Annotated in this window: 19 protein-coding genes and 3 pseudogenes; 13 read left to right on the plus strand and 9 right to left on the minus strand. The window is 68.0% G+C overall.

All coding sequences use genetic code 11. From position 1 onward, the window contains the following. Positions 1-34: 34 nt before the first annotated feature. Positions 35-541: a SigE family RNA polymerase sigma factor gene (locus G5C60_RS35720; protein ID WP_165265618.1), complete on the plus strand. Its 507-nt coding sequence runs from the start codon at positions 35-37 to the stop codon at positions 539-541. 231 nt (positions 542-772) lie between these two features. On the opposite strand, the gene G5C60_RS35725 is transcribed toward G5C60_RS35720, so the two are convergent. Then, positions 773-1,030, minus strand: coding sequence for a hypothetical protein (locus G5C60_RS35725; protein ID WP_165265621.1), 258 nt, complete (start codon positions 1,028-1,030; stop codon positions 773-775). 167 nt (positions 1,031-1,197) lie between these two features. On the opposite strand from G5C60_RS35725, the pseudogene G5C60_RS35730 reads away from it, so the two are divergent. Beyond that, a pseudogene (locus G5C60_RS35730) lies at positions 1,198-2,890 on the plus strand (dolichyl-phosphate-mannose--protein mannosyltransferase). A 186-nt stretch (positions 2,891-3,076) separates the two neighbouring features. Next, complete coding sequence (locus G5C60_RS35735; RefSeq protein ID WP_165265623.1) at positions 3,077-3,862, plus strand: DUF817 domain-containing protein; 786 nt, start codon at positions 3,077-3,079, stop codon at positions 3,860-3,862. 513 nt (positions 3,863-4,375) lie between these two features. On the opposite strand, the gene G5C60_RS35740 is transcribed toward G5C60_RS35735, so the two are convergent. Further along, complete coding sequence (locus G5C60_RS35740) at positions 4,376-4,843, minus strand: peptidoglycan-binding domain-containing protein (RefSeq protein WP_165265625.1); 468 nt, start codon at positions 4,841-4,843, stop codon at positions 4,376-4,378. A gap of 417 nt (positions 4,844-5,260) precedes the next feature. Here G5C60_RS35740 and G5C60_RS35745 point away from each other — a divergent pair, with 417 nt between their 5' ends. Next, positions 5,261-6,229, plus strand: a complete 969-nt coding sequence (locus G5C60_RS35745) for an AraC-like ligand-binding domain-containing protein (protein ID WP_165265627.1) — start codon at positions 5,261-5,263, stop codon at positions 6,227-6,229. Positions 6,230-6,764: 535 nt separating this feature from the next. Here the strand turns inward: G5C60_RS35745 and G5C60_RS35750 are convergent. The 4 genes from G5C60_RS35750 to G5C60_RS35765 all read right to left on the minus strand — a co-directional run bounded on the left by G5C60_RS35750 (position 6,765) and on the right by G5C60_RS35765 (position 10,868). Then, positions 6,765-7,787 (minus strand): LacI family DNA-binding transcriptional regulator, encoded by a 1,023-nt coding sequence (locus tag G5C60_RS35750; protein ID WP_165265629.1) that lies wholly within the window; start codon positions 7,785-7,787, stop codon positions 6,765-6,767. A 76-nt stretch (positions 7,788-7,863) separates the two neighbouring features. Further along, complete coding sequence (locus tag G5C60_RS35755; protein WP_165265631.1) at positions 7,864-8,700, minus strand: ATP-binding cassette domain-containing protein; 837 nt, start codon at positions 8,698-8,700, stop codon at positions 7,864-7,866. Beyond that, a complete protein-coding gene (locus G5C60_RS35760; RefSeq protein WP_165265633.1) occupies positions 8,697-9,710 on the minus strand; it encodes an ABC transporter permease in 1,014 nt (337 codons plus the stop codon). Before G5C60_RS35760 ends, G5C60_RS35755 begins: the two co-directional genes overlap by 4 nt. A gap of 135 nt (positions 9,711-9,845) precedes the next feature. Further along, the gene (locus G5C60_RS35765) at positions 9,846-10,868 is read right to left on the minus strand and encodes a sugar ABC transporter substrate-binding protein (protein WP_165265635.1); all 1,023 of its coding nucleotides are present in this window, start codon (positions 10,866-10,868) and stop codon (positions 9,846-9,848) included. 246 nt (positions 10,869-11,114) lie between these two features. On the opposite strand from G5C60_RS35765, the gene G5C60_RS35770 reads away from it, so the two are divergent. The 3 genes from G5C60_RS35770 to G5C60_RS54315 are packed head-to-tail and all read left to right on the plus strand — an operon-like array spanning position 11,115 to position 12,573. Continuing rightward, the gene (locus G5C60_RS35770; RefSeq protein WP_165265637.1) at positions 11,115-12,101 is read left to right on the plus strand and encodes a carbohydrate kinase family protein; all 987 of its coding nucleotides are present in this window, start codon (positions 11,115-11,117) and stop codon (positions 12,099-12,101) included. A gap of 14 nt (positions 12,102-12,115) precedes the next feature. Beyond that, complete coding sequence (locus G5C60_RS35775) at positions 12,116-12,418, plus strand: putative quinol monooxygenase (RefSeq protein WP_165265639.1); 303 nt, start codon at positions 12,116-12,118, stop codon at positions 12,416-12,418. Further along, positions 12,415-12,573, plus strand: a complete 159-nt coding sequence (locus G5C60_RS54315; RefSeq protein ID WP_420907442.1) for a nucleotidyltransferase domain-containing protein — start codon at positions 12,415-12,417, stop codon at positions 12,571-12,573. Before G5C60_RS35775 ends, G5C60_RS54315 begins: the two co-directional genes overlap by 4 nt. Before the next feature lie 124 nt (positions 12,574-12,697). Here G5C60_RS54315 and G5C60_RS35785 read toward each other — a convergent pair. Next, positions 12,698-14,161, minus strand: a pseudogene (locus tag G5C60_RS35785) (glycoside hydrolase family 32 protein); the annotation flags it as partial. Between G5C60_RS35785 and G5C60_RS35790 the strand changes: the two are divergent. From G5C60_RS35790 to G5C60_RS54320, 6 genes and pseudogenes are all read left to right on the plus strand, one after another. Further along, a complete protein-coding gene (locus G5C60_RS35790; protein ID WP_241267318.1) occupies positions 14,112-16,094 on the plus strand; it encodes a glycoside hydrolase family 3 N-terminal domain-containing protein in 1,983 nt (660 codons plus the stop codon). The pseudogene G5C60_RS35785 and the gene G5C60_RS35790 sit on opposite strands and share 50 nt — an antisense overlap. Positions 16,095-16,216: 122 nt before the next feature. Further along, entirely contained in the window at positions 16,217-17,689 is a 1,473-nt protein-coding gene (locus tag G5C60_RS35795) for a GH32 C-terminal domain-containing protein (RefSeq protein WP_165265641.1), read from the plus strand. A gap of 92 nt (positions 17,690-17,781) precedes the next feature. After that, entirely contained in the window at positions 17,782-20,718 is a 2,937-nt protein-coding gene (locus G5C60_RS35800) for a discoidin domain-containing protein (RefSeq protein WP_165265643.1), read from the plus strand. A gap of 58 nt (positions 20,719-20,776) precedes the next feature. Further along, positions 20,777-20,917, plus strand: a pseudogene (locus tag G5C60_RS35805) (IS5/IS1182 family transposase); the annotation flags it as partial. Between the two features lie 939 nt (positions 20,918-21,856). After that, positions 21,857-22,441, plus strand: a complete 585-nt coding sequence (locus tag G5C60_RS35810) for a DinB family protein (protein ID WP_165265645.1) — start codon at positions 21,857-21,859, stop codon at positions 22,439-22,441. Between the two features lie 201 nt (positions 22,442-22,642). Beyond that, entirely contained in the window at positions 22,643-22,855 is a 213-nt protein-coding gene (locus G5C60_RS54320) for a transposase (RefSeq protein WP_165265653.1), read from the plus strand. A 248-nt stretch (positions 22,856-23,103) separates the two neighbouring features. Here the strand turns inward: G5C60_RS54320 and G5C60_RS35820 are convergent, their stop codons facing one another. Both G5C60_RS35820 and G5C60_RS35825 read right to left on the minus strand, forming a co-directional pair. Beyond that, the gene (locus G5C60_RS35820; protein WP_206440393.1) at positions 23,104-23,850 is read right to left on the minus strand and encodes a peptidyl-tRNA hydrolase; all 747 of its coding nucleotides are present in this window, start codon (positions 23,848-23,850) and stop codon (positions 23,104-23,106) included. Positions 23,851-24,087: 237 nt separating this feature from the next. After that, on the minus strand, positions 24,088-24,787 hold a 700-nt coding region (locus tag G5C60_RS35825), incomplete at its 5' end, for a polysaccharide deacetylase family protein (protein ID WP_165265649.1).

Raw genomic sequence — 24,787 nt, forward strand, 5'->3', positions numbered from 1 at the left:
GAGTAGGGGCGTGCGGGGGTAAGGGGCGACGCTGATGGGGCAGTTGCGGGCCGATGCGTTCGACCGGTTCGTGGCGGCTCGGTGGTCGGCGTTGCTTCACCTGGCGCGGTTGCTCACCGGCGGAGACCGGCACCGGGCCGAGGATCTGCTGCAGGAGGCGCTGGTCAAGTTGTGGTTCGCCTGGCCGAAGGTGGCCGAGCAAGCCCCCGAGGCGTATGTGCGCAAGGTTATGGCCCGTGCCGCGGCTCGCTCGGCGCGGCGTCGCTGGTGGGGCGAGCATCCCGTGGACCAGTTGCCCGACCCGCCCGGGGTGGGAGACGAGACAGCCGCCGTGGACGAACGGACCCGGTTGGAAGCCATGTTGGCGTTGCTGCCGGCGCGGCAGCGGGCCGCGGTGGTGCTGCGCTACTACCAGGACCTGCCCGAGCGGCACGTCGCTGAGGTGCTGGGGTGTCCGGTGGGTACCGCCCGTTCGCTCACGGCACGCGGCGTCGCACGGTTGCGGCAGCTGCTGGCTGAGGCCGTCGAGCCGGTGGAGTGAAGAAGGAGCCATGGATCACTTCGAGCAGGAGCTGGCACGGATGATGCGTGACAGCCAGGACGACATGCCCTATGAGGACCGGCACCGACACCGGCTGCAAGCCGGCGTTCGCGCCCGACGGCGGGCCCGGGCGGCCTGGATGGCCACCGGTTCCGTGCTGACCCTGGCCGGACTCGGAGTCGTACTGATGGTCCTGCCGAGCTCTTTCGCTCAGGGCGGGCCTCTTGGCCCTCAGCCCCGCCCCGTCACCTCTGCCGAGTCGGTCCCGATGCCGTCGACGGTCCGCCCCGCGTCCACGGCCAACGGGGCGCCGGTGCCTGCCTGTACGTCAACTACTGGGCCGGTGCCGGTGCCGTCGACGCCCCCTCCCGCTTCCACTGCCAAAGGGGTGCCGATGCCGACTTGCACGTCGACTACCAGGCCGGTGCCGATGCCGTACCGCCCCTCCACCACCGAGCCGGCCCCGATGCCGACACGGACCTCAAGCACCAGGTAGCGCCTTGGCCAGGTTCAAGCGGTCGGTCCCCATGGGCGGGGCGCTGCCTGAGCCGGCGTGACTACGACCGACCGCCGGGCAGTCGGTCCTCGCTTGTCCTGCTCGCCACGAGTTGAAAGCTGACCACGTGACCCGTGAGAACGCGACCGCGTTCGTCGACGTGCCGCGGCAGGCGGCGGATCGCCGGCCGACGTCCTGGGAGCGGCGGCTGCGCCGCTTCGGGTACGTACAAGGGCCGCGTACGTCCGTGCGCGACCGCCTGGTGGTGCCGTTTCCCGAACCCGGATCACGGCTGTGGCGCACGCTCGGGCTGTCCCCGGTAGTGGCGGGCCGGCTGGCGCGCTGGTCGGGGTGGGGGCGGGCCGCTGCTGGTGGCATTCCTTGCCGGGCTGCCGCGCTTTTGGCGCCTGGGCAGCCCGCACGACTTCGTCTTCGACGAGACCTACTACGCCAAGGACGCCTGGTCCTTGCTGCGGCTCGGTTACGAGGGGACCTGGCCGGACCGGAAGGTCGCCGACCCGCAGATCCTGGCGGACCCGCAGGTCATCCCGCTCTCCGACGCCGGGAGCTTCGTCGCGCACCCGCCGATGGGCAAGTGGGTGATCGCCGTCGGTGAGTGGATGTTCGGCCTCACCCCGTTCGGCTGGCGCTTCATGACGGCGGTGCTCGGCACACTGTCGGTGCTGATGCTGTGCCGCATAGGCCGCCGCCTGTTCCGCTCGACCCTGCTGGGCTGCCTGGCCGGCGCCCTGATGGCGGTGGACGGCCTGCACTACGTGATGAGCCGCACCGCGCTGCTCGACCTCGTCGTCATGTTCTTCGTCCTGGCGGCGTTCGGCTGCCTGCTCCTCGACCGGGACAGTGCCCGGGTCCGGCTGGCGGCAGCCTTACCGGTGGCTGAGGACGGCCGTGCGCGCCCGGACGCGCACACTGGCGACCGAGCCGGGACGGGAGCGCGTCCCTGGCGGCTCGCGGCCGGCTTCTTCCTGGGCCTGGCAGTCGCCGGCAAGTGGAACGGCCTGTATTTCCTTGCCTTCTTCATCATCCTGACCGTGCTGTGGGATGTCGGCGCCCGCCGTATCGCGGGGGCACGCCACCCGTACCGTGCGGTGCTGCGCAAGGACCTCGGCTGGTCGGTGCTGTCCCTCGTTCCGGTGGCCGTGGTGACGTATCTGACGACGTGGACCGGCTGGTTCCTGTCCGACAACGGTCACGGGCGGCACTGGGCGGACGGCCGCGGCGGCACCTGGTCGTGGATCCCGGCCCCGCTGCGCAGCCTGTGGCACTACGAGTACGCGGTCTACCAGTTCAACGTGGGACTGGACACCTTCCACAAGTACGAGTCCAATCCGTGGAGCTGGCTGGTCCTCGGCCGTCCCGTGCTGTTCTCCTACCAGTCGCCGAAACCCGGCAGGGACGGCTGCCACGCGGCGGCCGACTGCTCGCAGGCGATCCTCGCCCTGGGCACGCCGTTGCTGTGGTGGTCGGCATGCTGCGCACTCGTGTACCTGCTCTATCGCTGGGCGCTGCGCCGCGACTGGCGCGCGGGCGCCGTCCTGTGTGCCGTGGGCGCGGGCTGTCTTCCCTGGTTCCTGTACCAGGACCGAACGATCTTCTCCTTCTACGCCGTCGTCTTCGTGCCGTACCTGTGCCTGGCCGTGGCCATGATGCTGGGCGCGCTGCTGGGGCCGCCGGGCATGAATGACCAACGCCGCAAACGCGGTGCGGTGGCCGTAGGCGTACTGGTGCTCCTCATTACCTGGAACTTCATCTACTTCTTCCCGATCTATACGGGGCTGACGATTCCGTATCCCAGCTGGCACACCCGAATGTGGCTCAGTACCTGGATCTGAGCTCCGTCCTCACGGTCCCCGGCATGCCGAACCACACCGTTCTGGGGCGTCGAGCTGGGTGGCCTCGCGCCTCGGCGATGTATGGCGAAGACCGTGGTCCTCCCGGACCAGGACACCGCCCCGCCGGTCCGGTCCGGTCCTCGATGCAGCAACCTGAACGGGAAGGAGTCCGTCCTACAGGGCACCATGTTCACCAACAGCATCAGCGGCCCCCTTGCTGTACCGGTGCGTCAGCTGCGTGATTTCGCCTGGATACACATCCGGGCCTGCTCTTTCGCCATCGCGCTGCTGTCCGGGGTCGCAGCATCCACCGTGCTGCCCCATCTGCCCGTGGCGCGTTATGACCTGCTCGTTGCCTACGGCGCCCTGCTCACCCTGCTTTTTTGGCTGCGTGGCTGGGAAAAAGGCCGGGATATCGCTGTCATCGCCGTCTGCCACGTCATCGGCCTGGCTTTCGAGCTGGTGAAGGTGTCCCTCGGCTCCTGGAGCTATCCGGAGCCTGCCGTGCTGAAGTTCGCCGGCGTCCCGCTGTATGGAGGTTTCCTCTACGCGGCTGTCGGCAGCTACGTGTGCCGGGCCTGGCACCTGTTCGACCTGGAGCTGGTCCGCTATCGCCCGCGGGCGACAGCGGTCGTGGCCGCGGCGATTTACGTCAACTTCTTCAGCCACCACTGGCTGCCCGATGTGCGCTGGCTGCTGGCCGGACTGCTCCTGGCGGTCACGGCGGGCACCTCGGTGCGTTACACGGTGCGCGGTGCACGCCGACGGATGCCGCTGGCGCTCTCGTTCGTGCTGATCGGTTTCTTCCTGTGGGTGGCGGAGAACCTGGCCACTTACGTGGGCGCCTGGCGCTACCCGTATCAGCTTGATGGCTGGCAGCCGGTCGCAGTGGACAAGTTCGGAGCCTGGGCCTTGCTGATCAGCATCACCTTCGCCCTGGCGGCGGTTGGCCGATCCCACCAGAACCAGTGAGACTCGCGTCCGGAGCAGCCATTCACAGCCCCCCGACTCTGCGCGGCCATCGTGGACCGACTGACCTTCGGCGGGAAGAACGGGTCCATCTCGAAGGCCGTCCCGTTCGAGGGGCTGTCCGTTGACTGGACCAGTTGGACCCAGCCGAACATTGCACGACAGCCCTGGGCAGGGTGCTCGACACTGGCGCTGCAAGCACAAGGCCCGAAGATCGCCAACCCGGTCTGCCCGGGGGGGCTTGCCCGGGTGCGGCATGCTGCGCACAGCCCGCCCGGCCCGAGGGGGCGGAACGACGCCCGGAGTTGTCGCGTCACCGCGTGGGACGGCCCGGGCCGGGGACAAGTTGCGCAGCTCCGGCAGCCTGTCCCACCACGTGTCCTGCACTCCCGCCACACGCAACACCGCCACCGGCGGCCGACGACCCAGCTCAACTGTCGCGGCCACCGACAACCCGGACCAGCTCTCCCCATAAGTCAACTCAGCGGCATCGACGACTTCTTCAGGGGCAGGTAGCTAGAAGCTGCGGCTGGCACAGCCGTTGCGCGTCCCGTCCTGCGTGTACCTCGCAAACTTCAGGTTCTCGAACGCCTGCTGGCCGTACAGCCCGTCAGCGGTGATTCCCTCTTGGCGCTGGGCGTATTTGAGGGCGTCTCGTGTGGCCGGGCCGAAGTCGCCGTCGACGGCGATAGCTTGCCCATAGCACGACCTGAGGGCGAGCTGAAGAGCCTCGACGCCGTTTCCAGTGCTGCCGTAGTCCATCCAGCAGCGCACGTTGTAGTACCCCTGGTACCACACGTCTGGGACCTTGATCATCTGCGAAGAGGTCGTGTTGTAAGTGATCTTGTGGCTGGACGAGCATTCCCCGACGTAGGGCCACGCTGCCGCCGAAGGAGCGACGGCAACGGCACCGCCGAGGAGGCCGGCGGTAAGGGCGCCGGCCGTCAGAAGGCTTCTGAACCGCTTGCCGAGACGAATGGACATGGTTGTACCTCTCATGATGGGGGGAGCAGACGGCGGACACGGCAAGGGGCTTCGTGCGTCACAGCCCCGCGGTCACTGGATCCGAGCACGATCGGAAGTGCAATTCGTCGATTCCGTCGATTCCGTCGATCGTGCCGGTGTAGCCGAAGCCAGTGATGGCCTCGCTCATGGACCTTAGGGTCATCGTCGGCTTCGGGCTTTGTCGTCCGTGCAGGGAAGTTTGTCAGTAGTGCACCGCCTCAAGTTGACGCTGCATCAGGTGAGGGTCCTGTGTGTGCCCGTTGAAGCGGTTGCGCAGTGAGATCGAATCCAGCCAAACTGATGTCCGAACCGTCCGTGTCGAGGGGGACTTGTGGGGGAACGGGCCGAGGTACTGCCAGGTGGGCTCTGTGACCGACGCGGACGAGGGTCTGCCTCATGAGCCCGGTCCTGGACACCGCGTTCATACCGCCGCGGGACCGGGAGGAAGTGGTCCGGAACGCGGTGTGGGAATCCATGGTGGCGGTCGACATCGACCACGGTCCCGCGGCTGAGGACATCTCCGTTCGCATAGGGCTCGGCACCGTGGGGCCCATCAGGGTCTGTTCGGCGCGAGCGACCGCGGTCACCCTTCGTCGGACGGCGCGGCTCGCCCGGCAGGACGAGGAGCCGGCCGTCACTCTCGGGGTTCAGATGACGGGCAGCAGCGTGGTGGTGCAGAACGGCCGCGAGTGCCTGCTGAGGCCGGGGGAATTCGCCGTCTACGAATCGATCGCGCCCTACACACATCTCTTCGACGCGGGTGTCGACTACCGCTTCATCCGTTTCCCCCGCGTGGCACTCGCGCTCCCCGACCGGTTGCTACGAGACATCACCGCGGTCCCCCTGGGATCCGACAACCCCGTTGCGCGCCTCGCCTTCACCTACTTCTCCCAACTGGCCGTCAGCGACGCATTGCACCAGGGCGTGCACGCCGACGCCGTCGTGGAACCCAGCATCGAACTCCTCCGTGCCGTCCTGACGTCCCAGCACGGCGCCTCCCGCCTGGCCAAGGAACCGCTGGAGGCGACGCTCGGCCTGCGGATCACTCAGTACATCCGGGAGCATCTGGCTGATCCCGATCTGTCGGCGGCACGGATCGCCGCCGTACACGGCATCTCCGTGCGTCATCTCTACGCGGTGCTGTCCCGGTCGGGCATCAGGCTCGGAGACTGGATCCGCACACGCCGCCTGGCCGCATGCAGGCGAGAGCTGGCCGGCCCGAACGGCCGGCTGCGGACCATCGCGGCCATAGGACGGAGCTGGGGCTTCGTGGACGCGACCCACTTCAGCAAGGTGTTCAAACAGGCATACGGAACCTCGCCGCGGGCCTGGCGCGACCAGAACCACCCCCGCTCCTCCGCGTGATGGTCTCCGCTCGCCCGCATCTCACGTGACCGGCCCTGGACGCCCGGTCTGGGGCTGAGGTCAGAAGCCGTCTCTCAACCGATCTTGGAACGTGCAGGGCATTGCAGGCTCGATCCCCCGAGCACGAGGGCGGTGGCCGCTGCCTTCGCCCCGGCCTCAACCTGGCCGAGCAAGTGGCGGCGGCAGACGAGGAGTTCGCGATGCCGGCTGTGCCGCCGCCGTGCTGCAGCAGAACTTCCAAGCGCCACCCCCGATCGCGAAGGGCGACGCTCCCGCCGTCCGGAGTGAAGCGAGTATCGCGGACCGGTCGGATGTCGAAACCCTACAGAAGCAGCAGGCCCAGGCGATGGCGAGAGTACTGGCCTGGCTTGCGGGCCAAGAGGAAGACAGGGCATAGGCGCGGTCAAAGTAGCCAAGTGCATCGACGATCTCCCGCTGCGAATGCTTGGGTGGTCGCCCATCGGGCTTCGGCGGCGGCACGAGCGGCGCCAACACCGCCCCACTCCCCATGCGACCCCCTTGGTGGCCAAGCCGTCTACGGCTTGGGCGCGGGTTGCTCCCCCGAGCCTCGGACGATCAGCCGGGTGGGAACGGTGATGGTGCGGGCCCGGGAGCGGTCGCCGTCGAGCCGGGCCAGGGCGGTGGCCGCGGCGCTGCGGCCGAGTTCTTCGGGGTCCTGGGCTACTACGGTCAGGGCCGGTTCCAGTGCCTCGGCGAGTGATACGTCGTCGAAGGCGACGACGGCTACGTCCTTGCGCTTGCTGCGGGCGAGTTCGGCGACGATGCCGAGCGCCATGATGTTGTTGCCGGCGAACAGGGCCGTGGGGGGATCGGCCAGTTCGAGGAGTTGGGAGGTCGCGGCCTCGGCTCCCGGCTGGTCGTGTGCGCTGGCGACCAGCGAGCGGTCGTAGGGGATGTCGGCTTCTTGCAGGGCCGCGCGGTATCCGGCGAGGCGTTCGCGGCGGGTGTACAGCTTGACGGGGAGGTCGCCGACGAATCCGACGCGGCGGTGGCCGTGGGCGATCAGGTGGGCGATGCCGTCTTGGGCCCCTGCACGGTTGGAGCTGACGATGCTGTCCGTTGACAGGCCGACTCCTGGTCGGTCGAGGAAGACGATGGGCAGCCCCGCCGTGCGGTGGGACTTGAGGTGGGAGTGGTCGGCGCCGACGGACGGCACGACGATCAGGATGCTGACGCGCCGGGCGAGGAACTTGTCCGTCAGGGCGCGTTCGCGGTCGGGGTCGTCGGCGGAGGATCCCATGAGCAGGGTCAGTCCGCGGTCTCGGACGGTGTCCTCGATGCTGCGGGCCACGGCTCCGAAGAAGGGGTTGGCGAGGTCGGGGATGACCAGTCCGATGGTGGTGTCGGGTCCGCCGACGCGGATGTTGCGTGCCATGAGGTTCGGCTGGAAGCCGAGCTTGGCCACTGCGGCGAGTACCTGTTCCCGTGTCTGCTCCGAGACGGGTCCGTCTTCGTTGAGGACACGGGAGACCGTTTTGGCGCTGACGCCTACTTCTCGTGCGACGTCTGCCAGGGTGGGGCGGCGGTTCGCTGCCATCGAGGAAACGGTCTCCTGTTGCTCGTCAGTTCCGGCCGCTGCCGCGGCCGGAACCTGTAAGTGCTTCAGTCGTACGTCAGTTGGCCTGGACGCCTGCGGCCTTGGCCGCCTCGGAGTCTGCTACGACCGTACCTCCGGTCTCGTCGACGGTGAGTGCGCCGGTCATGATGGCGACGACCTCCGCCATGGAGTAGTCGGAGGGCTTGATCACGGCGGCACGCTTGCCCAGCCGGTGGACGTGGATCCGGTCGGCGATCTCGAAGACATGGGGCATGTTGTGGCTGATCAGGACGACTGGCATGCCCTTGTCGCGGACGCGGCGGATGAGGTCGAGGACCTGGCCGGACTCCTTGACGCCGAGGGCGGCGGTGGGTTCGTCCATGACGACGACGCTGCGGGCCCAGGCGACGGCGCGGGCGACCGCCACGGCCTGCCGCTGTCCGCCGGAGAGGGTCTCGACCGACTGCGTCAGCGAGCGCAGGCCGATCTTCAGGTCGGCCATGTGCTCGGCGGCCTCCTGGCGCATGCGTTTCTTGTCGAGCATGCGGAAGGCGCTGCCGAGGACGCCGGGGCGGCGGAGCTCGCGCCCGAGGAACATGTTCGACGCGATGTCCATGGAGGCGGCCACGGCGAGGTCCTGATAGACCGTCTCGATGCCGTGGGCGCGGGCACTTTGCGGGCCGGAGAAGGCGATGGGTTTGCCGTTGAGGCGTATTTCGCCCGCGTCGGGGACCACCGCGCCGGTGAGTGCCTTGATGAGGCTGGTCTTGCCGGCGCCGTTGTCGCCGATGACAGCGAGGACCTCGCCGGGCAGCAGGTCGAAGTCGGCGCCGTCGATGGCGGTGACGTTGCCGTAGCGCTTGACCAGACCGCGTGCCTGCAGCACCGGGGTGGAGGAGGAGGTGGCGGTCATCGGACCTTCTTCCGGGAGATCTGGTCGACGGTCACCGCGAGGATCACCAGGACGCCGGTGATCAGGGTCTGGTAGATGGAGGCGACGCCCATCAGTTGCAGGCCGTTGCGGAAGACGCCGACGATGAGGACGCCGATGAAGGTGCCGAGGACCGACCCGCGGCCGCCGAAGAGGCTGGTGCCGCCGAGCACCACGGCGGTGATGCTGTCGAGGTTGTCGGTCTGCCCGGCCTGCGGGTCGCCGACTCCGGTGCGGGAGACGAGGAACAAGGCGGCGACGCCGTAGAGGAGACCCGCCACGGTGTAGACGCCGATGGTCAGCCGGGAGGTGCGGATGCCGTTCAGCCGCGCCGCCTCCTGGCTGTTGCCCAGCGCGTAGACGTGCCGGCCCCAACCGGTGTTGCTCAGCGCGTAGGCGACCAGGAGGAACAGGGCGATGGTGACCAGGGAGCCGTAGGTGATGTCCGTCTTGCCGAGCGGGAAGGTCTTCCCGAGAGCCGTCAGCGGGCCGGGCAGGTTGGTGACCGTCTGCTCCTCGGAGTAGATGTGGGTCAGCGCGAACGCCACGTTGAGCATGCCGAGGGTGACGATGAACGGCGGCAGCGGGATCTTCTGCACCAGCGCCCCGTTGAGCAGGCCGAAGCCGCCGCAGACGACCAGGCCCAGGGCGATGGCGACGAGTGGGGGCACGGATCCCTCGGCGGCCATCTTGGCGATCACGATGCTGCCGAACGCCATCACGGCCCCGCACGACAGGTCGATGCCCGCGGTAAGGATGATCAGAGTCTGTCCGATGGCGAGTGTGCCGACGACCATGACCTGCTGCACGATCAGCGAGAAGTTCCCGCCCGTGAGGAACTGGTCGGTCGAGAAGGAGAAGAAGACACAGGCCAGGAGGAGGGCGACCAGCGGGCCGGTGGTCGGTTGCGTGAGCAGTCTGCGGGCCGTGGTCGGTGCCTTGAGTTCCGAATACGGCGAGGACGTGCTCGGGGGCGTGGACGTGGCTGTCATGCGAAGTCCTTGTCGGAAGACAGAAATCCTTGTCGCCAGGACAAGGGGGGCGGCCGCCCCCGCTGGTCGGGGAGGAGCAGGGGCGGCCGCCCCGCTGAGGGGAGTGGCAGTCTCGTACGGTCCTCGGGGGCGGCCTTAGCCCCAGCAGTTCTCCAGGCCGAAGGCGGTGTCCTTGGACGTGACCCCGCTCTGCACCTTGTCGGTGATGAGGGTGACGCCGGTGTCGGTGTAACCGGACGCCTTCTTGCCGTCCTTGGCGAACGTCACGACGGCCTTGACGCCCTCGGCGGCCATCTTCAGCGGGTACTGCTGCGAGGTCGCGGCGATCTTGCCGTCCTTGACGGCCTGGGTGCCGGTGCAGCCGCCGTCGACGGAGACGATCAGTACGTCCTTCTCCCGGCCCTTGGCCTTCAGCGCGGTGTACGCGCCCAGTGCGGCCGGTTCGTTGATGGTGTAGACGACGTTGATGTCGGGCGACTTCTGCAGGCAGTTCTCCATGGCGGTCTGGCCCTTGGCCTGGTCGCCGCCGGTGTCCTGGGAGCAGACGATGGAGGAGTCGCCCTCCTTGACGCCGAAGCCCTTCAGGAAGCCGCTGTGCCGCTGGACGCCGACGGAGACGCCCGGCGCGAGGTCGAGGGTGGCTATCTTGGCCGACTTGCCCTTCATGGCGGCCTTGGCGTACTCGCCGATCAGCTCGCCCGCCTTCACGTTGTCGGTGGCGAAGAGGGCGTCGACCGCGCTCTCCGGCTCGGTCGGGGTGTCCAGGGCGATGACCAGAACGCCCTTGGCCTTGGCCTTCTCGAGCGCCGGCACGATCGCCTTGGAGTCGCTCGGCGTGATCAGGATGCCCTTCACACCGGAGGCGACCATGTTCTCGATGGCGGTGACCTGACCGGCGTTGTCCCCGTCGAACTTGCCCGCCGCGGTGGACAGTTCGACACCGTTCTCCTTGGCGGCCTTCTCCGCGCCCTCCTTCATCTTCACGAAGAACGGGTTGGTGTCGGTCTTGGTGATCAGGCCGACCTTGACGCTGCCCGATCCGGTGCTCGCGGTGCCCGATTCGGATCCGGATCCACAGGCGGTCAGGGTGAGGGCCGCGATGCCCGTGCACGCGGCGGCTCTGAGCAAGGAGGAGGGCAGACGAGAGATGCGTGACATGAACGACTCCTGCGGGATTGCGGGCGAGCGGCCGGCATCGGGGCATGCCGTCCCGAGGTGTCATCGTTGACTTATGTCATCGTTGACACTGCTTGGCCAGGATGATGGACTCCGCCTCCAGGCAACGTCAATGCCTTGCACTCGTCACAAATCGGCAACGCCCGCAGCCGTCTCCCGCCCGAAGCCATTCAGCGACTGCCCGCGACGTGCCCGTTTTGCCAGCGCGTTCCAAGAAAGGAGCAGTCCATGACCCCGCCTCAGATCACCGTCCTGGGAGAGTGCGTCGCCGATGCGTTCACCGAACCCGCAGGTACGCGGAATGAACTCGCCCTGCGGGTACTGCCGGGCGGCGGACCCGCCAACACGGCGGTGGCCCTGGCCCGCCTTGGCACCCCGGCCCGCTTCCTCGCGCGGCTGTCCGGCGACGTGTTCGGCCGCCTCTTCCGCGCCCACCTCATGGCATCGGACGTGGACCTGTCGCACGCCGTCGAGGCCGCCGAGCCGAGTACGCTGGCCGTGGCAGAGCTGGACACCCAGGGCCAGGCCACGTTCTCCTTCCACGCGCAGGCCACCGCCGACTGGCAGTGGACGAGCGCGGAACTGGTCGGGGTGGACCTGGCCGACACCGCCTGCGTACACACGGGGTCACTGGCCCTGGTCAAGGAACCCGGGGCGGCGGTGGTGGAGGACTTCCTGGCAGCGGCCGCCCCCCGGGCCACCATCAGCATCGACCCCAACGTCCGCCCGCTCCTGGTGCGTCCCGAGGTCTACCGCGCCCGGCTGGCGCACTGGTGCGGCCTCGCGGATGTGCTGCGGCTGAGCGAGGACGACCTGGAACTCCTGCTGCCCGGGACGCCGCCCGAGCAGGCGTGCGACACCTGGCATGAAGCGGGGGCGCGGCTCGTCGTGATCACGCGCGGTGCCGACGGCGCCCTGGCCTCACTCGACGGGGAACGGGTGCAGGTCCCCGCAGTGACGACGCAGGTCGTCGACACAGTCGGTGCGGGGGACTCGTTCACCGCCGGGCTGCTGCACCACCTCGGCACCCGCGGACTCCTCGGCGGCAGGCTGACCGACCTGCGTCTCGGCGATGTCGAGGCAGCCTGCCTGTTCGCCACGCAGGTCGCGGCCCTGACCTGCTCGGTTGCCGGCCCGAACCCGCCGTGGGAGGGCCAGTTGGCGCACTTCGCGACGAACAAGGCCGTCGGCCGACACCTCGACCCCACCCACTGACAAGGATACGAATCATGACGAAAACCCTGCTCGCCGAGTTCACCGCCCGAGAGGGAGCGGAGGGCGAGGTCGCCCGCCTGATCGCGGACTACGCCCTGAAGGTGCGCGAAGAGGAAGGCAACCTGGCCTTCGATGTCTACACCAAGGCGGCCGCCCCGCGCGCCTACTGGATCTTCGAGGTATACCGGGACGAGGACGCCTTCCAGACGCACCTGGACGCCCCGTACGGCGGTCCGTTCAACGCCGCCCTCACTCCGCTGATCGAGGAGGACGCCTCGATCCTGACGTTCCTCGATCCGCTGGCCACGCATCCGTGACGAGCGTTGAACACCGGCGGCGACGCGGAGCTGGAGCGCGGGGAGATCGACTGCAAATCCAGGTCTACTTCCACCAGGGCTATGAACCTGCTGATCACGACCGTCACGACATGACCCAGCTCCGGCAGACCTTCGGGATCACCACCCACTTCTGAGCAGTTCTCCAAGGGCACTCTCTCATCGAGTCACACCAGTGTCAGCCGCGCGCCGGAAGCCGCGCGCCGAGAGCCGTGCGCCGGCAGCCGCTCCTGGCTGACCGGCGCACGGACCCGCGGCTCGTCACCGCCAGATGGACTTCAGCTGCCACGCCCGCATCTGGTCGAGCGTGGCGGTGCCGCCCTCGGCGAAGACCTCGACGCCGGTGCTGGAGGGGTCGGGGAAGATCTGGTCGGTGATCACGGCCTCGCCGTTGCCGCCGAAGACCTCGACGGACGACCAGTCGACGAGGATCCGCAGCTTGACCTTGCCGTTCTCGGGCTTCAGGGGTGCGGTCTGGACGCCGGGGAAGGTGCTGTTGAAGTCGACGGCGCCGGAGCGGGTGCGGTCGACGTACAGCTCCTGGGTCGTGGTGTCGTAGCCGATGACGGTCTCCTCGCCGCCTGCCCCGGTGCGCACCTTCAGGCCGAAGCGGTCGGCGTCCTCGAGGGAGAAGGTCGCCTCGATGTCGAGCGCCTTGCCCTGGGCCCTGGGGCCGATCAGGGGCTTGGAGGTGCTCTTGACGGTGACGCCGGACGCGGTCGCCGCCGGGAGCTTCTGCCGGAGGGATTCCAGGCTGCCCACCGGCTTGCTGGTCAGCCGGACTTGGCCGTCGACGGTGCGCAGGGCCATCTCCCTCGGAACGCTCTGCGCGCTGCGCCAGGGGGAGGTGGGGATGGATTGGCCGTAGTCCCAGTTGTTCATCCAGCCGATCATGTACCGCTTGCCGCCCGGGGCGTTCTCCCAGGACACCGCCGCGTAGTAGTCCTTGCCGTAGTCGGCCCAGTCGGCGCGCTGTACGACGGACTTGGCGGGCTTCTCGGCGGCGGTGAACTGGTCGGCCATGACGTGGCCCCAGCCGGCGGTGTTCATGTCGAGGATCTGGATCTGCGCCTTCTTGCCGGCGTACGGGCGCATGTCGAAGGACGCCCAGTCCAGGGTCTCGCTGTCGGCGCCGGTCGCGCTGCGGACGACCTTGCCGTCGACGAGCAGGTTGACGGACGTCTCCTGGGAGACGCGCTGGGCCTGGGTGTCGGACAGCACGATGTGGTCGACGTTGAGGTGGCCCCAGCCGCCGCTGTTGTTGTCGACGATCCTGATCTGCGCCTTCTTGCCGACGAGGTCGCTGACGTCCCAGGACGCCCAGTTGAGTGCCTCGGCGTCCTTTCCGGTGGCGCTGCGCACCACTTGGCCGTCCACGAGGAGCTCGACGGCGGTCGGGTTGTCGGAGCCGGCCGGGTGATTGCCGCCGCCGACAAGGAAGTTGATGTGTTTCTTGTCGAGGGTGAACTCGGGTGACGTGAGGGTGCCGGTACTGGCGTCGCCGTTCAGGAAGGTGTTGGCCAGCCCGTCTCCCAGGAAGCCGGAGACACCCTGCTGGCCGGGGAGGGTGCCGGGGGCCGGCGCGGTGCCGAAGGCGTCCCCGGTCGCTGTCCAGTCGCCGTAGGTTCCGCCTTCGAAGTCGGCGAGGACCGTGCCCTCGGGCGGAGTCCTGTCCATGACGGTTCCGGCCTCGTGCGGATGCCGCCCGCCACCGACCTTGAAGCGTGCGGCCGCGACCGAGATCGCGACGACCGGAATCCACGGGACGTTCTCCCCGGTGCTGTGCATCACCCGTGACCTGCGCTGGGGCCGGATCAACGAGACGTTCGGCGAGGACCCGTACCTGATCGGTGAACTCGGGGCAGCGATGGTGCGCGGCTATCAGGGTGAGGGCCTGGGCGACCCGACAGCCGTGCTGGCGTACGCCAAGCACTTCGCGGGCTACTCCGAGACCCTGGGCGGGCGCGACGCGAGCGAAGCCGATCTCAGCCCACGCAAGCTGCGTTCGTGGTTCCTGCCCCCGTTCGAGCAGGCGGCTCGGGCCGGCTGCCGCGCCTTCATGCTCGGCTACCAGTCGATCGACGGGGTGCCCATCACGGCGAACGAGTGGCTGATCAACGATGTACTCAAGGGTGAGTGGGGCTTCACCGGCACGCTGGTGACCGACTGGGACAACGTCGGCCGGATGGTCTACGACCAGCGGACCTGCGCGGACTACTCCGAGGCAGCGGCGGTCGCCGTCAACTCCGGGAACGACCTCATCATGGCAACGCCGCAGTTCTTCGAGGGCGCGCAGGAGGCGGTCGCGCGCGGCCTGGTCGAAGAGAAACAGATCGATGACGCCGTACGCCGAGTTCTGCGGGTGAAGTTCGAGCTCCGGCTCTTCGAGGACCCCCGTATCCCCGACCCCGAGCGGCAGGCGCAGGTGATCGGCTGCCGCGCACACGCCGACCTCAACCTGGAGACCGCCCGACGCTCGCTGGTGTTGCTGCGCAACGAGGGGATCCTGCCCATCGAGGGCGGGCTGGCCTCGGACGGAGCTGGCCGCGCCGCGAGCCGGGGCACGCCGCGGACGATCGCGGTGATCGGCCCCAACGCCGACAGCCCGGAAGCCATGCTCGGCGACTGGGCGGGTGCCACCGGCCAGGTCCCCTGGATGCCCGAGGGACATCCACGCGAGTCGGTGGAGACGGTGCTCGACGGCCTGCGCGCCGTCGTACCCGCCGACTGGGCCATCACGTACGCCCGCGGAGCCGACATCGAAAGCCCCGCCTCCAACCTCGAGTGGTCCCTCGGGCCCGACGGCCAGCCACAACCGGCCGTTTTCACCCCCGCCCCGGTCGACCAGACCCAACTTCGGGAGGCCACCGCCGCCGCGGAAGCCGCCGACTACGCCGTCGTGGTCGTGGGGGACACCATCGCCCTCACCGGCGAGGTGCGCTCCACGGCCACACTCGACCTCCAAGGGGGCCAGATCGCGCTGCTGGACGCGGTCGCCGCCACCGGCACACCCATGATCGTCGTACTCGCCCAGTCCAAGCCGAGCACCCTCCCGGACTCGGCACTGAACGCGGCGGCACTCATCGAGGCGTTCAACCCGGGCATGCGCGGCGGCCGCGCCCTCGCCGAACTCCTCCTCGGACTCATCGAACCCAGCGGCCGGCTCCCGGTCTCCTTCGCCCGCCACGTCGGGCAGCAACCGGTCTTCTACAACCAGGTGCGAGGCCAGCACGGCAACCGCTACGCGGATCTCACCCAAGACCCCCTGTTCGCGTTCGGCGAGGGCCTCACCTACACCACCGTCACCTACTCCGACCTTGTCGTGCACGACCAGGACGTCCCCGCCGACGGCACCGTCGACGCCACGGTGCGCCTCACCAACAGCGGCAGCCGTCCGGCCCTGGAAACGGTCCAGGCATACGTCAGCGACCTGACCACCAGCGTCACCTGGGCCGAGCAGGAGCTGAAGGGTTTCACCCAGGTCGAGATCGCTCCCGGCGAAAGCCTGGACGTCCGCCTCGGCATCCCTGCTGCGCAGTGCTCACTCGTCACGGCCGACAGCCGGCGAGTGGTCGAACCCGGTGAGTTCGCACTCCGCGTCGGCCCCAGCTCACGACGCGAGCAGCAGCTGAGCGCGGGATTTCGCATCCGGACCTGAAGCCCGTATCCGGACCTGAAGCCCGCATGCGGGCTTGAAGACCCCCGCCCCGCCGGCCCGCCGCCCCGCTAACCCGAAGGCCGGCGGGGCGGGTCCACTCTGAAACACCGAAAGGCACGCGTGTGTCCACCACACCCCGTGATCCGCACCACCCCGTCGCGCACCTGCGCCCGCCCCACAACTGGATCAACGACCCCAACGGGCTGGTCTTCCACGACGGCCACTACCACGTGTGCTACCAGTACAACCCATACGGAGCGACCCACGCGAACGTGCACTGGGGCCACTTCCGCAGCCCCGACCTGCTGACCTGGGAGCCGCTGCCGATCGCCCTGTCCCCGAACCCCGATGGCGTGGACGCCGACGGCTGCTTCTCCGGCAACGCCGTCTCCGACGGCGACCGTCTCGTCGCCTTCTACTCCGCGCACCGCGAGGACCGCTCGTTCCAGCACCAGCCGGTCACCTGCGCCGTATCCCACGACGGCGGCAACAGCTTCCGCCCGCGCGGCGAACTGCTCATCCCCGAGCTGCCCGAGGGCTGCACCATGTACCGCGACCCGTACGTCTGGCAGGACGGCGACGGCTGGCGGATGCTGGTCGGCGCCGCCCTCGCCGACGGCCGCGCCGCCGCCCTCCTGTACGACTCTCCCGACTTGGACAACTGGACCTACCGGGGGCCTTTCGCGGCACGCCGTCCGGAGCACATCGGTGGCACCGACCTGCTCACCGGCGAGGGCTGGGAATGCCCCCAGTACCTCCCGGCGGTCGACGGACGCGGCGCGCTCATCGTCAGCGCATGGACCGAACCCACCGGCCCGCAGAGCGTCGCGGCCCTGATCGGCAAAGGGCACGACGGCCACTTCGAGGCCGGCCTAGCGGTACCCGCCGACCACGGCCCCGACTGCTACGCACCCGCCCTGCTGCGCGCACCGGGCAACCGGTGGCTGCTGTGGGGCTGGTCATGGGAAGCCCGCGACGAAGCCTGGGCCGCCACGGACGGATGGGCCGGCGTCCTCACCCTGCCCCGCGAGATCCATGTCGACGGCGACGGCACGCTGCGCCAGCAGCCCGCCACCGAACTGCTCGCCCTGCGGGGCGAACACACCATCCACGCCGAAGGCGCGACGCAGGGCCCGCAGCCGGTGGACCTCGGCAGCGTGGGCCGAGCCTTCGACCTGACAGCCCGTCTGGAGCCCACCGGAAACGCCGGTCTGCGGCTGCTCACCACCCCGGACGGCTCCGAGCACCTCGACATCCGCGTCGATATCGACGCGGGCGAACTGGTCGTCGACCGTGACCACGCCTCACTGGACTCCCGGGCCCGCGGTGGCTCCTACCGGATGCCCTGCCCCTCTGGTCAGCCGGTCGAGCTGCGCGTGGTCGTCGACCACTCCATCGCCGAAATCTTCCTGACCACCACCGGCCAGGTCCTCACCCTGCGCTTCTACCCCACAGGGCAAGGCCGGTGGCGACTCGAGGCCCGCACCGCCCCGGGTACGCGCCTCGGCTTCGCGGTCGACGCGTGGGAGCTGCACCCGCTCGTGATCAAGGAGCCGAGCACCGGCACCGCAGAGCCGGCGCCGACGTCGCCGTAGAACCGACACCAACCGGTCGATCCCCCACCTCGGCAATGTGTCCCACCCCCTCTCCCAAGTACTGACCAAGCAGGTCCGAAGGAGGATCTTCCATGAGCTCATACGGTCTCGGACGACGCCAGTTCCTGGCCACCGCCGTCGGTGTCGCCGCCGCCTGGACCTCGGTTTCCGGGAACGCCATCGCCGCCCCGCAACTGAAGCAAGCCTCACGTGACAATTCCGTCCGTGTGTGGCTGACGGACGTATCGGCCGACAAGTGGGTCGCCGGCCAGGACGATGTGCTGTTCAAGGCGAAGAGAACGGCCAACCCGCTCACGATCAAGATCGACGACAGCGTCAAGTACCAAAAGGTCCAAGGCTTCGGCGCGGCCATGACCGACTCCTCCGCCTGGCTCATCGACAAGCTGTCCACTGCCGAGCGGACCAAGCTGATGAACAAGCTGTTTGATCCCTCGAAGGGAATCGGCCTCAGCCTGCTCCGCTCACCGATGGGCGCCACGGATTTCAACGCGTCCGGGAACTACTCCTACAACGACATGCCCCAGGGTCAAACGGACCCGACGCTGTCCAACTTCTCCATCCAGCACGACGTGCCGTACATCATTCCGGCCTTGCAGCAGGCCCTCTCACTCAACCCGACCCTCAAGATCATGGCTAACCCGTGGAGCCCGCCAGGCTGGATGAAGACCTCCGACTCCATGATCGGAGGCACCCTCAAGAGCGACTACACCTCCGCGCTGGCCACCTACTTCGTCAAGTTCATCCAAGCCTATGGCGAAGCCGGCGTGCCCATCTCCTACATTTCCCCGCAGAACGAACCCATGGGTACTCCCACCTGGCCCGGAATGTTCCTGTCCGCATACCAGGAAGCCGAGTTGATCCAGGAGATCGGCAAGGCGTTCGAAGCCAACGGAATCTCCACGAAGATCCTGGCTTGGGACCACAACTGGGACGTGCCCTCGTATCCGGAGACGATCTTCAGCGACCCCGCAGCCTCCAAGTACACCGCGGGAACCGGGTGGCACATCTACAGCGGAAACCCGAACTACCAGACGCTGGTCCACAACGACTACCCGAGCAAGGAAACGTTCATCACGGAAGCCACGGGAGGCGTTTGGCAGGACAGCGACCAGACGGCGTTCAGTGAAGCACTGGGTACGTGGATCATCAACGGCACGCGCAATTGGGCGAACGGGGTGATGCTGTGGAACATCGCGCTCGACCCCGATCGGGGCCCGCTCAACAGCGACACGGCCGGTATACCCATGCTGCGGGGCCTGCTCACGATCGATCCGGCCGACGGGCGGGTGTCCTACAACGTGGACTATTACGCCCTCGCTCACGCCAGCAGGTTCGTCAGGCCCGGAGCACACCGGATCTACTCGAACACCTTCGGGGAAGGCAGCATAGAGAACGTCGCGTTCCAGAACCCGGACGGATCGAAGGTCCTGATCGCGCACAACTCGGGAAGCGCGGCGAAAACCTTCAGCGTTGCGGACGGGACGCACTCGTTCGACTACACCCTGAACGCCGGCGACGCCGTCACCTTCACGTATGCCGGGCCTACGCAGAGCGGCCGCACCCCTGCGGCGACCAAGGTCTCGGACCCGACACACGACTTCACGTTCAAGTCGGCATCCGGCCCGGTCACCGTCACGTACGACCCGGCACTACTGCCCTACCAGAACTCCATCCGTACCGGAAACAAGCTGGTCACGTACTCCCTTCCGATAGGAGCTTCCGTCCAGACGACAGGAGGGGCACTGAGCCGCAGCAACTGGACCGCCACGGCTTCGGCGCAGCCGGATTGGGGTGTGGCCGCGAACGCGATCGACGGCGACATCAACACCAGGTGGAGTCTGGGGCATGGGCCGACGAGCGGCGACTGGTTCCAGATCGATCTGGGGAGCCCTACGAGCTTCGACAAAATCGTCCTCGACACCGGCGTAAACAATTCGTTCGACTATGTCACCAAGTACCAGATATACGTGTCGAACGATGGTGCCGATTGGGGCAGCGCGATCGCAAGCGGCAGCGGAGGCATAGGAAAGGTAGCCGTCACGTTGCCGCCCCGGACGGCACAGTACATTCGCATCGTCAGTACCGCGGCATCGGGTTTCTGGTGGGCCATCGGCGACATCGAGGTGTACGGGTCTGCGCGTGGAACCGGCTCGATCACAGCTCCGACAGCGGTATCAAACGGCCTCCAGATGAAGACCTGGACCAGCAAGGAAGCGTCGCAGGTCACCGTAGTATTCAACGGGACCGCCGACAGCAAGAGTTTCAAAATATCCACCGACGGCTCGTACGCCTATACGCTGCCAAGCGGGACCTCAGCGATGTTCACAACCAGGAAGCTGTCAAGTTTCCCGACGCCAGTCTTCAGCAGTTTGGCGCCGGACCAAGGCACACCGCGCTCCAAGTTCACGATTCGCGGTTCTGGTTTCGGTGACGTCCAGGGGCTGGGCACGGTGTATTTCGGATCAAGCTACGCCGAAATAGACAGCTGGTCGGACACGAGCATCAGCGCCTACGTTCCGAAGGGACTTCCGGCGGGGAAGGTCACGGTTTCCGTGAAGGGAACCAGCGGAGTGGATGCAGGCGGATCTTCGTTCGACATCATCGATCTAGGTCCTGCGCTGCCGCGGACAGGCTGGACCGCAACGGCTTCGGACGCAAGTCAGTGGGATGCGCCCGGAAACATGCTGGATGGCAATTTGGACACTCGGTACAGCTCCGGAACAGGGCAGTACGCCGGTCTCTGGATCCAAGTCGACATGGGGCAAGCACAGACGTTCAAAAAGATTGTGCTGGATGTCGGCGGCAGTGTCAGCGACTATGCGCGGAGCGCAGACGTACATGTATCTGCGGATGGAACCGACTGGACCAAGATTTCTTCCGTGACAGACGGCCAACGAGTCCACCTGGTCTCCTTCCCGACGCAGACAGCTCGCTACATCAAGGTCGTCAATACCGGCAATGTTGCGCGTAGCTGGTGGTCAGTCGCAGAATTCAACGTCTACAACTGACCTCGGGCTTTCATGTGGGGGATCGTTGACCTTGTCCCCCGACGCAGAGAAAGTGACCGCGCAGATCCGTGCGCCCGTCGAGCAGGCCATGGCCACCCTGAAGACTTGGCGGCTCCTGCGCAAGCTGCGATGCTCCACCACCCGCATCATCAGCCTTGTTCAGGCCGTCCTCGCCCTCCACCTGGCCTGCTCAAACTGAGTGCCTGTGAGAGATCACCGGGACCGGATAGGACCATGAAGAGCGGAGTGCGCCTGGGTTGCGAGTCGGCGACGGACCGTTCGGAAGGGTGGATTCCGGACGATCGTCGAGCCATGCCCGAACTTGCCGACAAACAGCCCTCCGGCGGAGAGGGTGCCCTCACCGCAGGTTGTCTCCTGCTTCTCGTACTGGTGGCTGACGTGGCGGCCGGGCTGTTGGTCGTCATCGTGCTCGCCGTCCGGGGACTGGGCCGGATGGACTCCAGCTCCGGACAGACAGCGACCAGCGTGCCGCCCCTGGACTGGGCACCAGTGCTGGGCTTCGGCAGCTCTGGCCCTGGCGGTCGGCGTAACGGCCGTCGTGCTGCTGCGGATCGGACACCGAGTGTCTGGTTGCTTGTCACGGCCGGCTCCGAGCGCGGAGCCCTTGCCGGAGCATCAGTGTCGCCTGGAACCGGGCGCGCGTCGCCTGACTCTACTGACACGCCGCTTCTCCTCATCCCTTCGAGGGTTCACACCAGCATGCATCGCAATCCCTGGGCGGGAAAGGCAGAGTTGACGGAGGCCTGACAATGCCGAAGTGGACTCGAGGCAGACGAGACTGACGACACCGCGCTGCTCAGCCGCTCACAGACGTTGACCGCACCGGGAGCAGGCGCCAATGCGGCAGAGTGAGGCTCCGTATGTCGGCTTACGGAGCCTTGCGGCCCTGTGCTCGCCGTAGCCCCAGCGTTCCACCCCGCGCCGTGGTGTCCGGCGGCCAGACCACTTGTCGAAGTGGCGGCCGTTCCGGCTTAGAGGTTGTCTCGCGTGGCAGGTTTCGCGAGCTTCTTGTCGCAGGTCAGGGCGGCGGCCATGGCCAGGCCTCGGCTCTGCCAGTCGTTGCGGACCATGTACGGGATCTTGAGACCACGATCAGCCCATGGCAGTCTCATGCCGCATGATCGATGAATTCGCGAAAGACAACCTGCACGGGAGACTGCGGCGGGACCGTGAGGCGCTGCTCTGGAAACTCGACGGCTTGTCCGAATACGACGCCCGCAGACCTTTGACAGCGACCGGGACCAACCTCCTCGGCCTGGTCAAACACGTGGCCACCGTCGAGGCCAGGTACTTCGGTGAGGTCTTCGACCGCCCTTCCCCGGAACCGCTGTCCCGGTGGCAGGACTCCAACGGCAGCGATCTGTGGGCGACCGAGGACGAGACCCGCGATCAGATCATCGGGTTCTACCGGCGCACGTGGGAACACTCGGACGCGACGATCAACGAGCTTCCCCTCGACGCCCCCGGCCACGTGCCGTGGTGGTCGGAGCCTTATCCCAACACGAACCTGTTCGCCATCATGGTCCATGTCCTCGGCGAGTCCATCCGGCATGCCGGGCACGCCGATATCCTGCGCGAGGGCCTCGACGGCCGGACCGGGGTGCGCGCCGAACACGAGAAGCAGATCGACGAGAAAGCCCGTGCAGCCCACTGCGCGAAGATCGAGCAGGCCGCCAGGTCGGCCGCACCAATCAAGGCTTAGAGGCGCTTAGAGGTTGTCTCACGTGACTTGATGTTCGTGCGGCATGATGCCGGTCGTGGGTGCTGATCTGTCGAAGCGTCTGGTACCTGATGAACTCTGGTAGCTGGCCGCCCCGTTGCTGCCGTCGTTCGCTGCTCGTCCGCAAGGTGGTGGGACCGCTCCGTGTGACGAGCGGGCCGCGTTCACGGCAGTGGTGTACGCCTGACCAGCGGCTGTGCCTGGGGGCATCTGCCGCCGACGTTCGGCACGTCGCCCGCCACCGCGCATCGCCGCTTCACGGTATGGACCGAGGCCGGCCTGTGGCGTCGGCTGCACCGGGCGGTGCTGGACGAACTCGGGGCCCGGGGCGAGGTGGACTGGACCTCGGCGATCGTCGACGCGGCCTCCGTTCGCGCCACAAGGGGGGATCGCTGACCGGGCCGAACCCGGCCGATCGCGGCAAGAAGGGCCCCAAGCTGCACGCGCTGTCCGATGCCCAGGGCATCCCGCTCACCGTCGCCGTGTCCGGCGCGAACATGCACGACAGCCTCGCCCTCAAACCGCTCATCCGCGGCATACCCGCCGTCCGGTCCCGCCGGGGACCACGGCGGCGCCGAATTCTCGACCTGCCGCCGCAGCGCGGTCAGTTGGTGGCGTAGTGCCACGTCAAGCACAACAGCCGGTCACTCGCCTCGCAGCGCCGGATGGTCGGCGACCACCGTGCACGAGCCCGGAGCGATCTCCGTGAAGCCCGCATCGCGTACCACCGGCAGCCCGCTCGTGGTGAGTTGGGTCCACAGGGGAGGGGGCGGGGTGCGGACGGAGAGTGGGAAGCCGGCTTCGCGCCAGGCCTTGCGGGATTCGTCCGGGAGTTCCCACCAGGCCAGTTGGGCGCCGTGACCCGCCTGGGCCATCGCTTTGCCGGCCGACATGTCGACGTCGGGGTTCAGCCAGAGGACGGGGGCGGAAAGGTCGGGCTCCGCGGGACGTTCCGGGTCGTCGAGGTCCGTGCCGGAGACCTGGAGGCGGGCCAGGTCCTTGGGCCAGCCGTCCAGGGGGACCGGCGGGAAGACGCGTACCTCGGCCGACTTGCCCGTGACCGTGATGCCCGGAAGCGCCTCGGCCCGCCGCCACTCGGCGCCGCGCGCCCGCCGCACCACCTTGCGGATACGGGCGTCCTGCCAGTCCCGCATCGCCTGCGCCCACTCGCCGTCCCCGAGTGACCGCTCGTCGCTGAGCATCACCAGCACGGCGCGGGCCGCGGTTTCGAGTGCGTCCGTACGTGCCGGGGGCTCGTTCCGCTCGATGCGGACGACGAGCGGCAGCACGAACTGGGGCGCCTCGTCGCGGGTGGTCGACTCGTGGCGGAAGGGGCTGTCCTCGGGCCGGCCGCCCGGGGTGGTCGTCTGGTCGCTGCTCACGCCCTCCAGTTTGCCAGGCGGAAGATCGGTTCCTCTGCGCGCGGCCGAACGTACGCGCGAGGATGGCCTGCATGGGATGGGAGTTGCTGCTGGAGGGGGCCGGCCGCCGTTACGGTCTCGGCGGCGGTCCCTGGGTGCTGCGCGGAGTCGACCTGGTTCGTCGTGGCTGGTCGCGCCCACGCGGCGGAGCCGCAAATTGACACTGCCCCGCGCCCCTTACGGGGCGCTGGTAGGCCGGGCCTCCCCTCAGTACGCCCCGATCAGCTCCGACACCTTCACCAACCGGAACCCGCGCTCGCGCAGCTCCGGCACGATCGTTCGTACCGCCCTTTCCGTCGTCGGTGCCGCGCTGCGGGTGCAGTGCATGACCACGACGGAGCCCGGACGCACCCCGTCGAGCACCTGCCGGGCCACGGCGTTCGCGTCCGTCGCGAAGGCGTCACCGCTGACCACGTCCCACTGCACGGCCGTCACGCCGGTGGTGCTCAGTGCCCGCAGCGCCCGGCGGTCGTAGCACCCGCCCGGAAAGCGGAAGTACGGCATCGGACGGTCCACCCCCGCCTTCCGCAACGCCGCGAACGTCCGCTCCACCTCCGACCGCATCCGCGCTTCGGCCACGGTCGGCAGCCCGTAGCAGCCGGGTGTGAAGGCGTAGTGGCTGTACGAGTGGTTCGCCACCTCGAAGAGCGGGTCGCGGCCGATGGCTCGCGCCTGCGCCGGGTACTCCTCGGCCCACCGCCCCGTCATGAACACGGTCGCCGGAACCTTCAGCTGCCGCAGGGTGCTGATGAGCTGCGGATTGTCGAACCGTTCCCCGGCGGCTGCCCGTGGCCCCTGGTCGGCGGTCATGTCGGCGTCGAAGGTGAGGGCGACCGTCTTGTCCCGCTTGTGTCGTGTGCGAGGGGCGTTCTTGAAGACGGGGGTCAGACCGGCGGGACCGGGGGCC

Source organism: Streptomyces scabichelini, from assembly GCF_011045015.1.
GTDB classification, from domain to species: Bacteria; Actinomycetota; Actinomycetes; order Streptomycetales; family Streptomycetaceae; genus Streptomyces; species Streptomyces scabichelini.

What these genes read in the sequence shown, in the direction of transcription:
- G5C60_RS35770 (WP_165265637.1), top strand. Translation starts at nt 11,115, where the DNA reads ATGACCCCGCCTCAGATCACCGTCCTGGGAGAGTGCGTCGCCGATGCG.
- G5C60_RS35740 (WP_165265625.1), bottom strand. Translation starts at nt 4,843, where the DNA reads ATGTCCATTCGTCTCGGCAAGCGGTTCAGAAGCCTTCTGACGGCCGGC.
- G5C60_RS35745 (WP_165265627.1), top strand. Translation starts at nt 5,261, where the DNA reads ATGAGCCCGGTCCTGGACACCGCGTTCATACCGCCGCGGGACCGGGAG.
- G5C60_RS35810 (WP_165265645.1), top strand. Translation starts at nt 21,857, where the DNA reads ATGATCGATGAATTCGCGAAAGACAACCTGCACGGGAGACTGCGGCGG.
- G5C60_RS35735 (WP_165265623.1), top strand. Translation starts at nt 3,077, where the DNA reads ATGTTCACCAACAGCATCAGCGGCCCCCTTGCTGTACCGGTGCGTCAG.
- G5C60_RS35800 (WP_165265643.1), top strand. Translation starts at nt 17,782, where the DNA reads ATGAGCTCATACGGTCTCGGACGACGCCAGTTCCTGGCCACCGCCGTC.
- G5C60_RS35790 (WP_241267318.1), top strand. Translation starts at nt 14,112, where the DNA reads ATGACGGTTCCGGCCTCGTGCGGATGCCGCCCGCCACCGACCTTGAAG.
- G5C60_RS35760 (WP_165265633.1), bottom strand. Translation starts at nt 9,710, where the DNA reads ATGACAGCCACGTCCACGCCCCCGAGCACGTCCTCGCCGTATTCGGAA.
- G5C60_RS35765 (WP_165265635.1), bottom strand. Translation starts at nt 10,868, where the DNA reads ATGTCACGCATCTCTCGTCTGCCCTCCTCCTTGCTCAGAGCCGCCGCG.
- G5C60_RS35775 (WP_165265639.1), top strand. Translation starts at nt 12,116, where the DNA reads ATGACGAAAACCCTGCTCGCCGAGTTCACCGCCCGAGAGGGAGCGGAG.
- G5C60_RS35720 (WP_165265618.1), top strand. Translation starts at nt 35, where the DNA reads ATGGGGCAGTTGCGGGCCGATGCGTTCGACCGGTTCGTGGCGGCTCGG.
- G5C60_RS35755 (WP_165265631.1), bottom strand. Translation starts at nt 8,700, where the DNA reads ATGACCGCCACCTCCTCCTCCACCCCGGTGCTGCAGGCACGCGGTCTG.
- G5C60_RS35750 (WP_165265629.1), bottom strand. Translation starts at nt 7,787, where the DNA reads ATGGCAGCGAACCGCCGCCCCACCCTGGCAGACGTCGCACGAGAAGTA.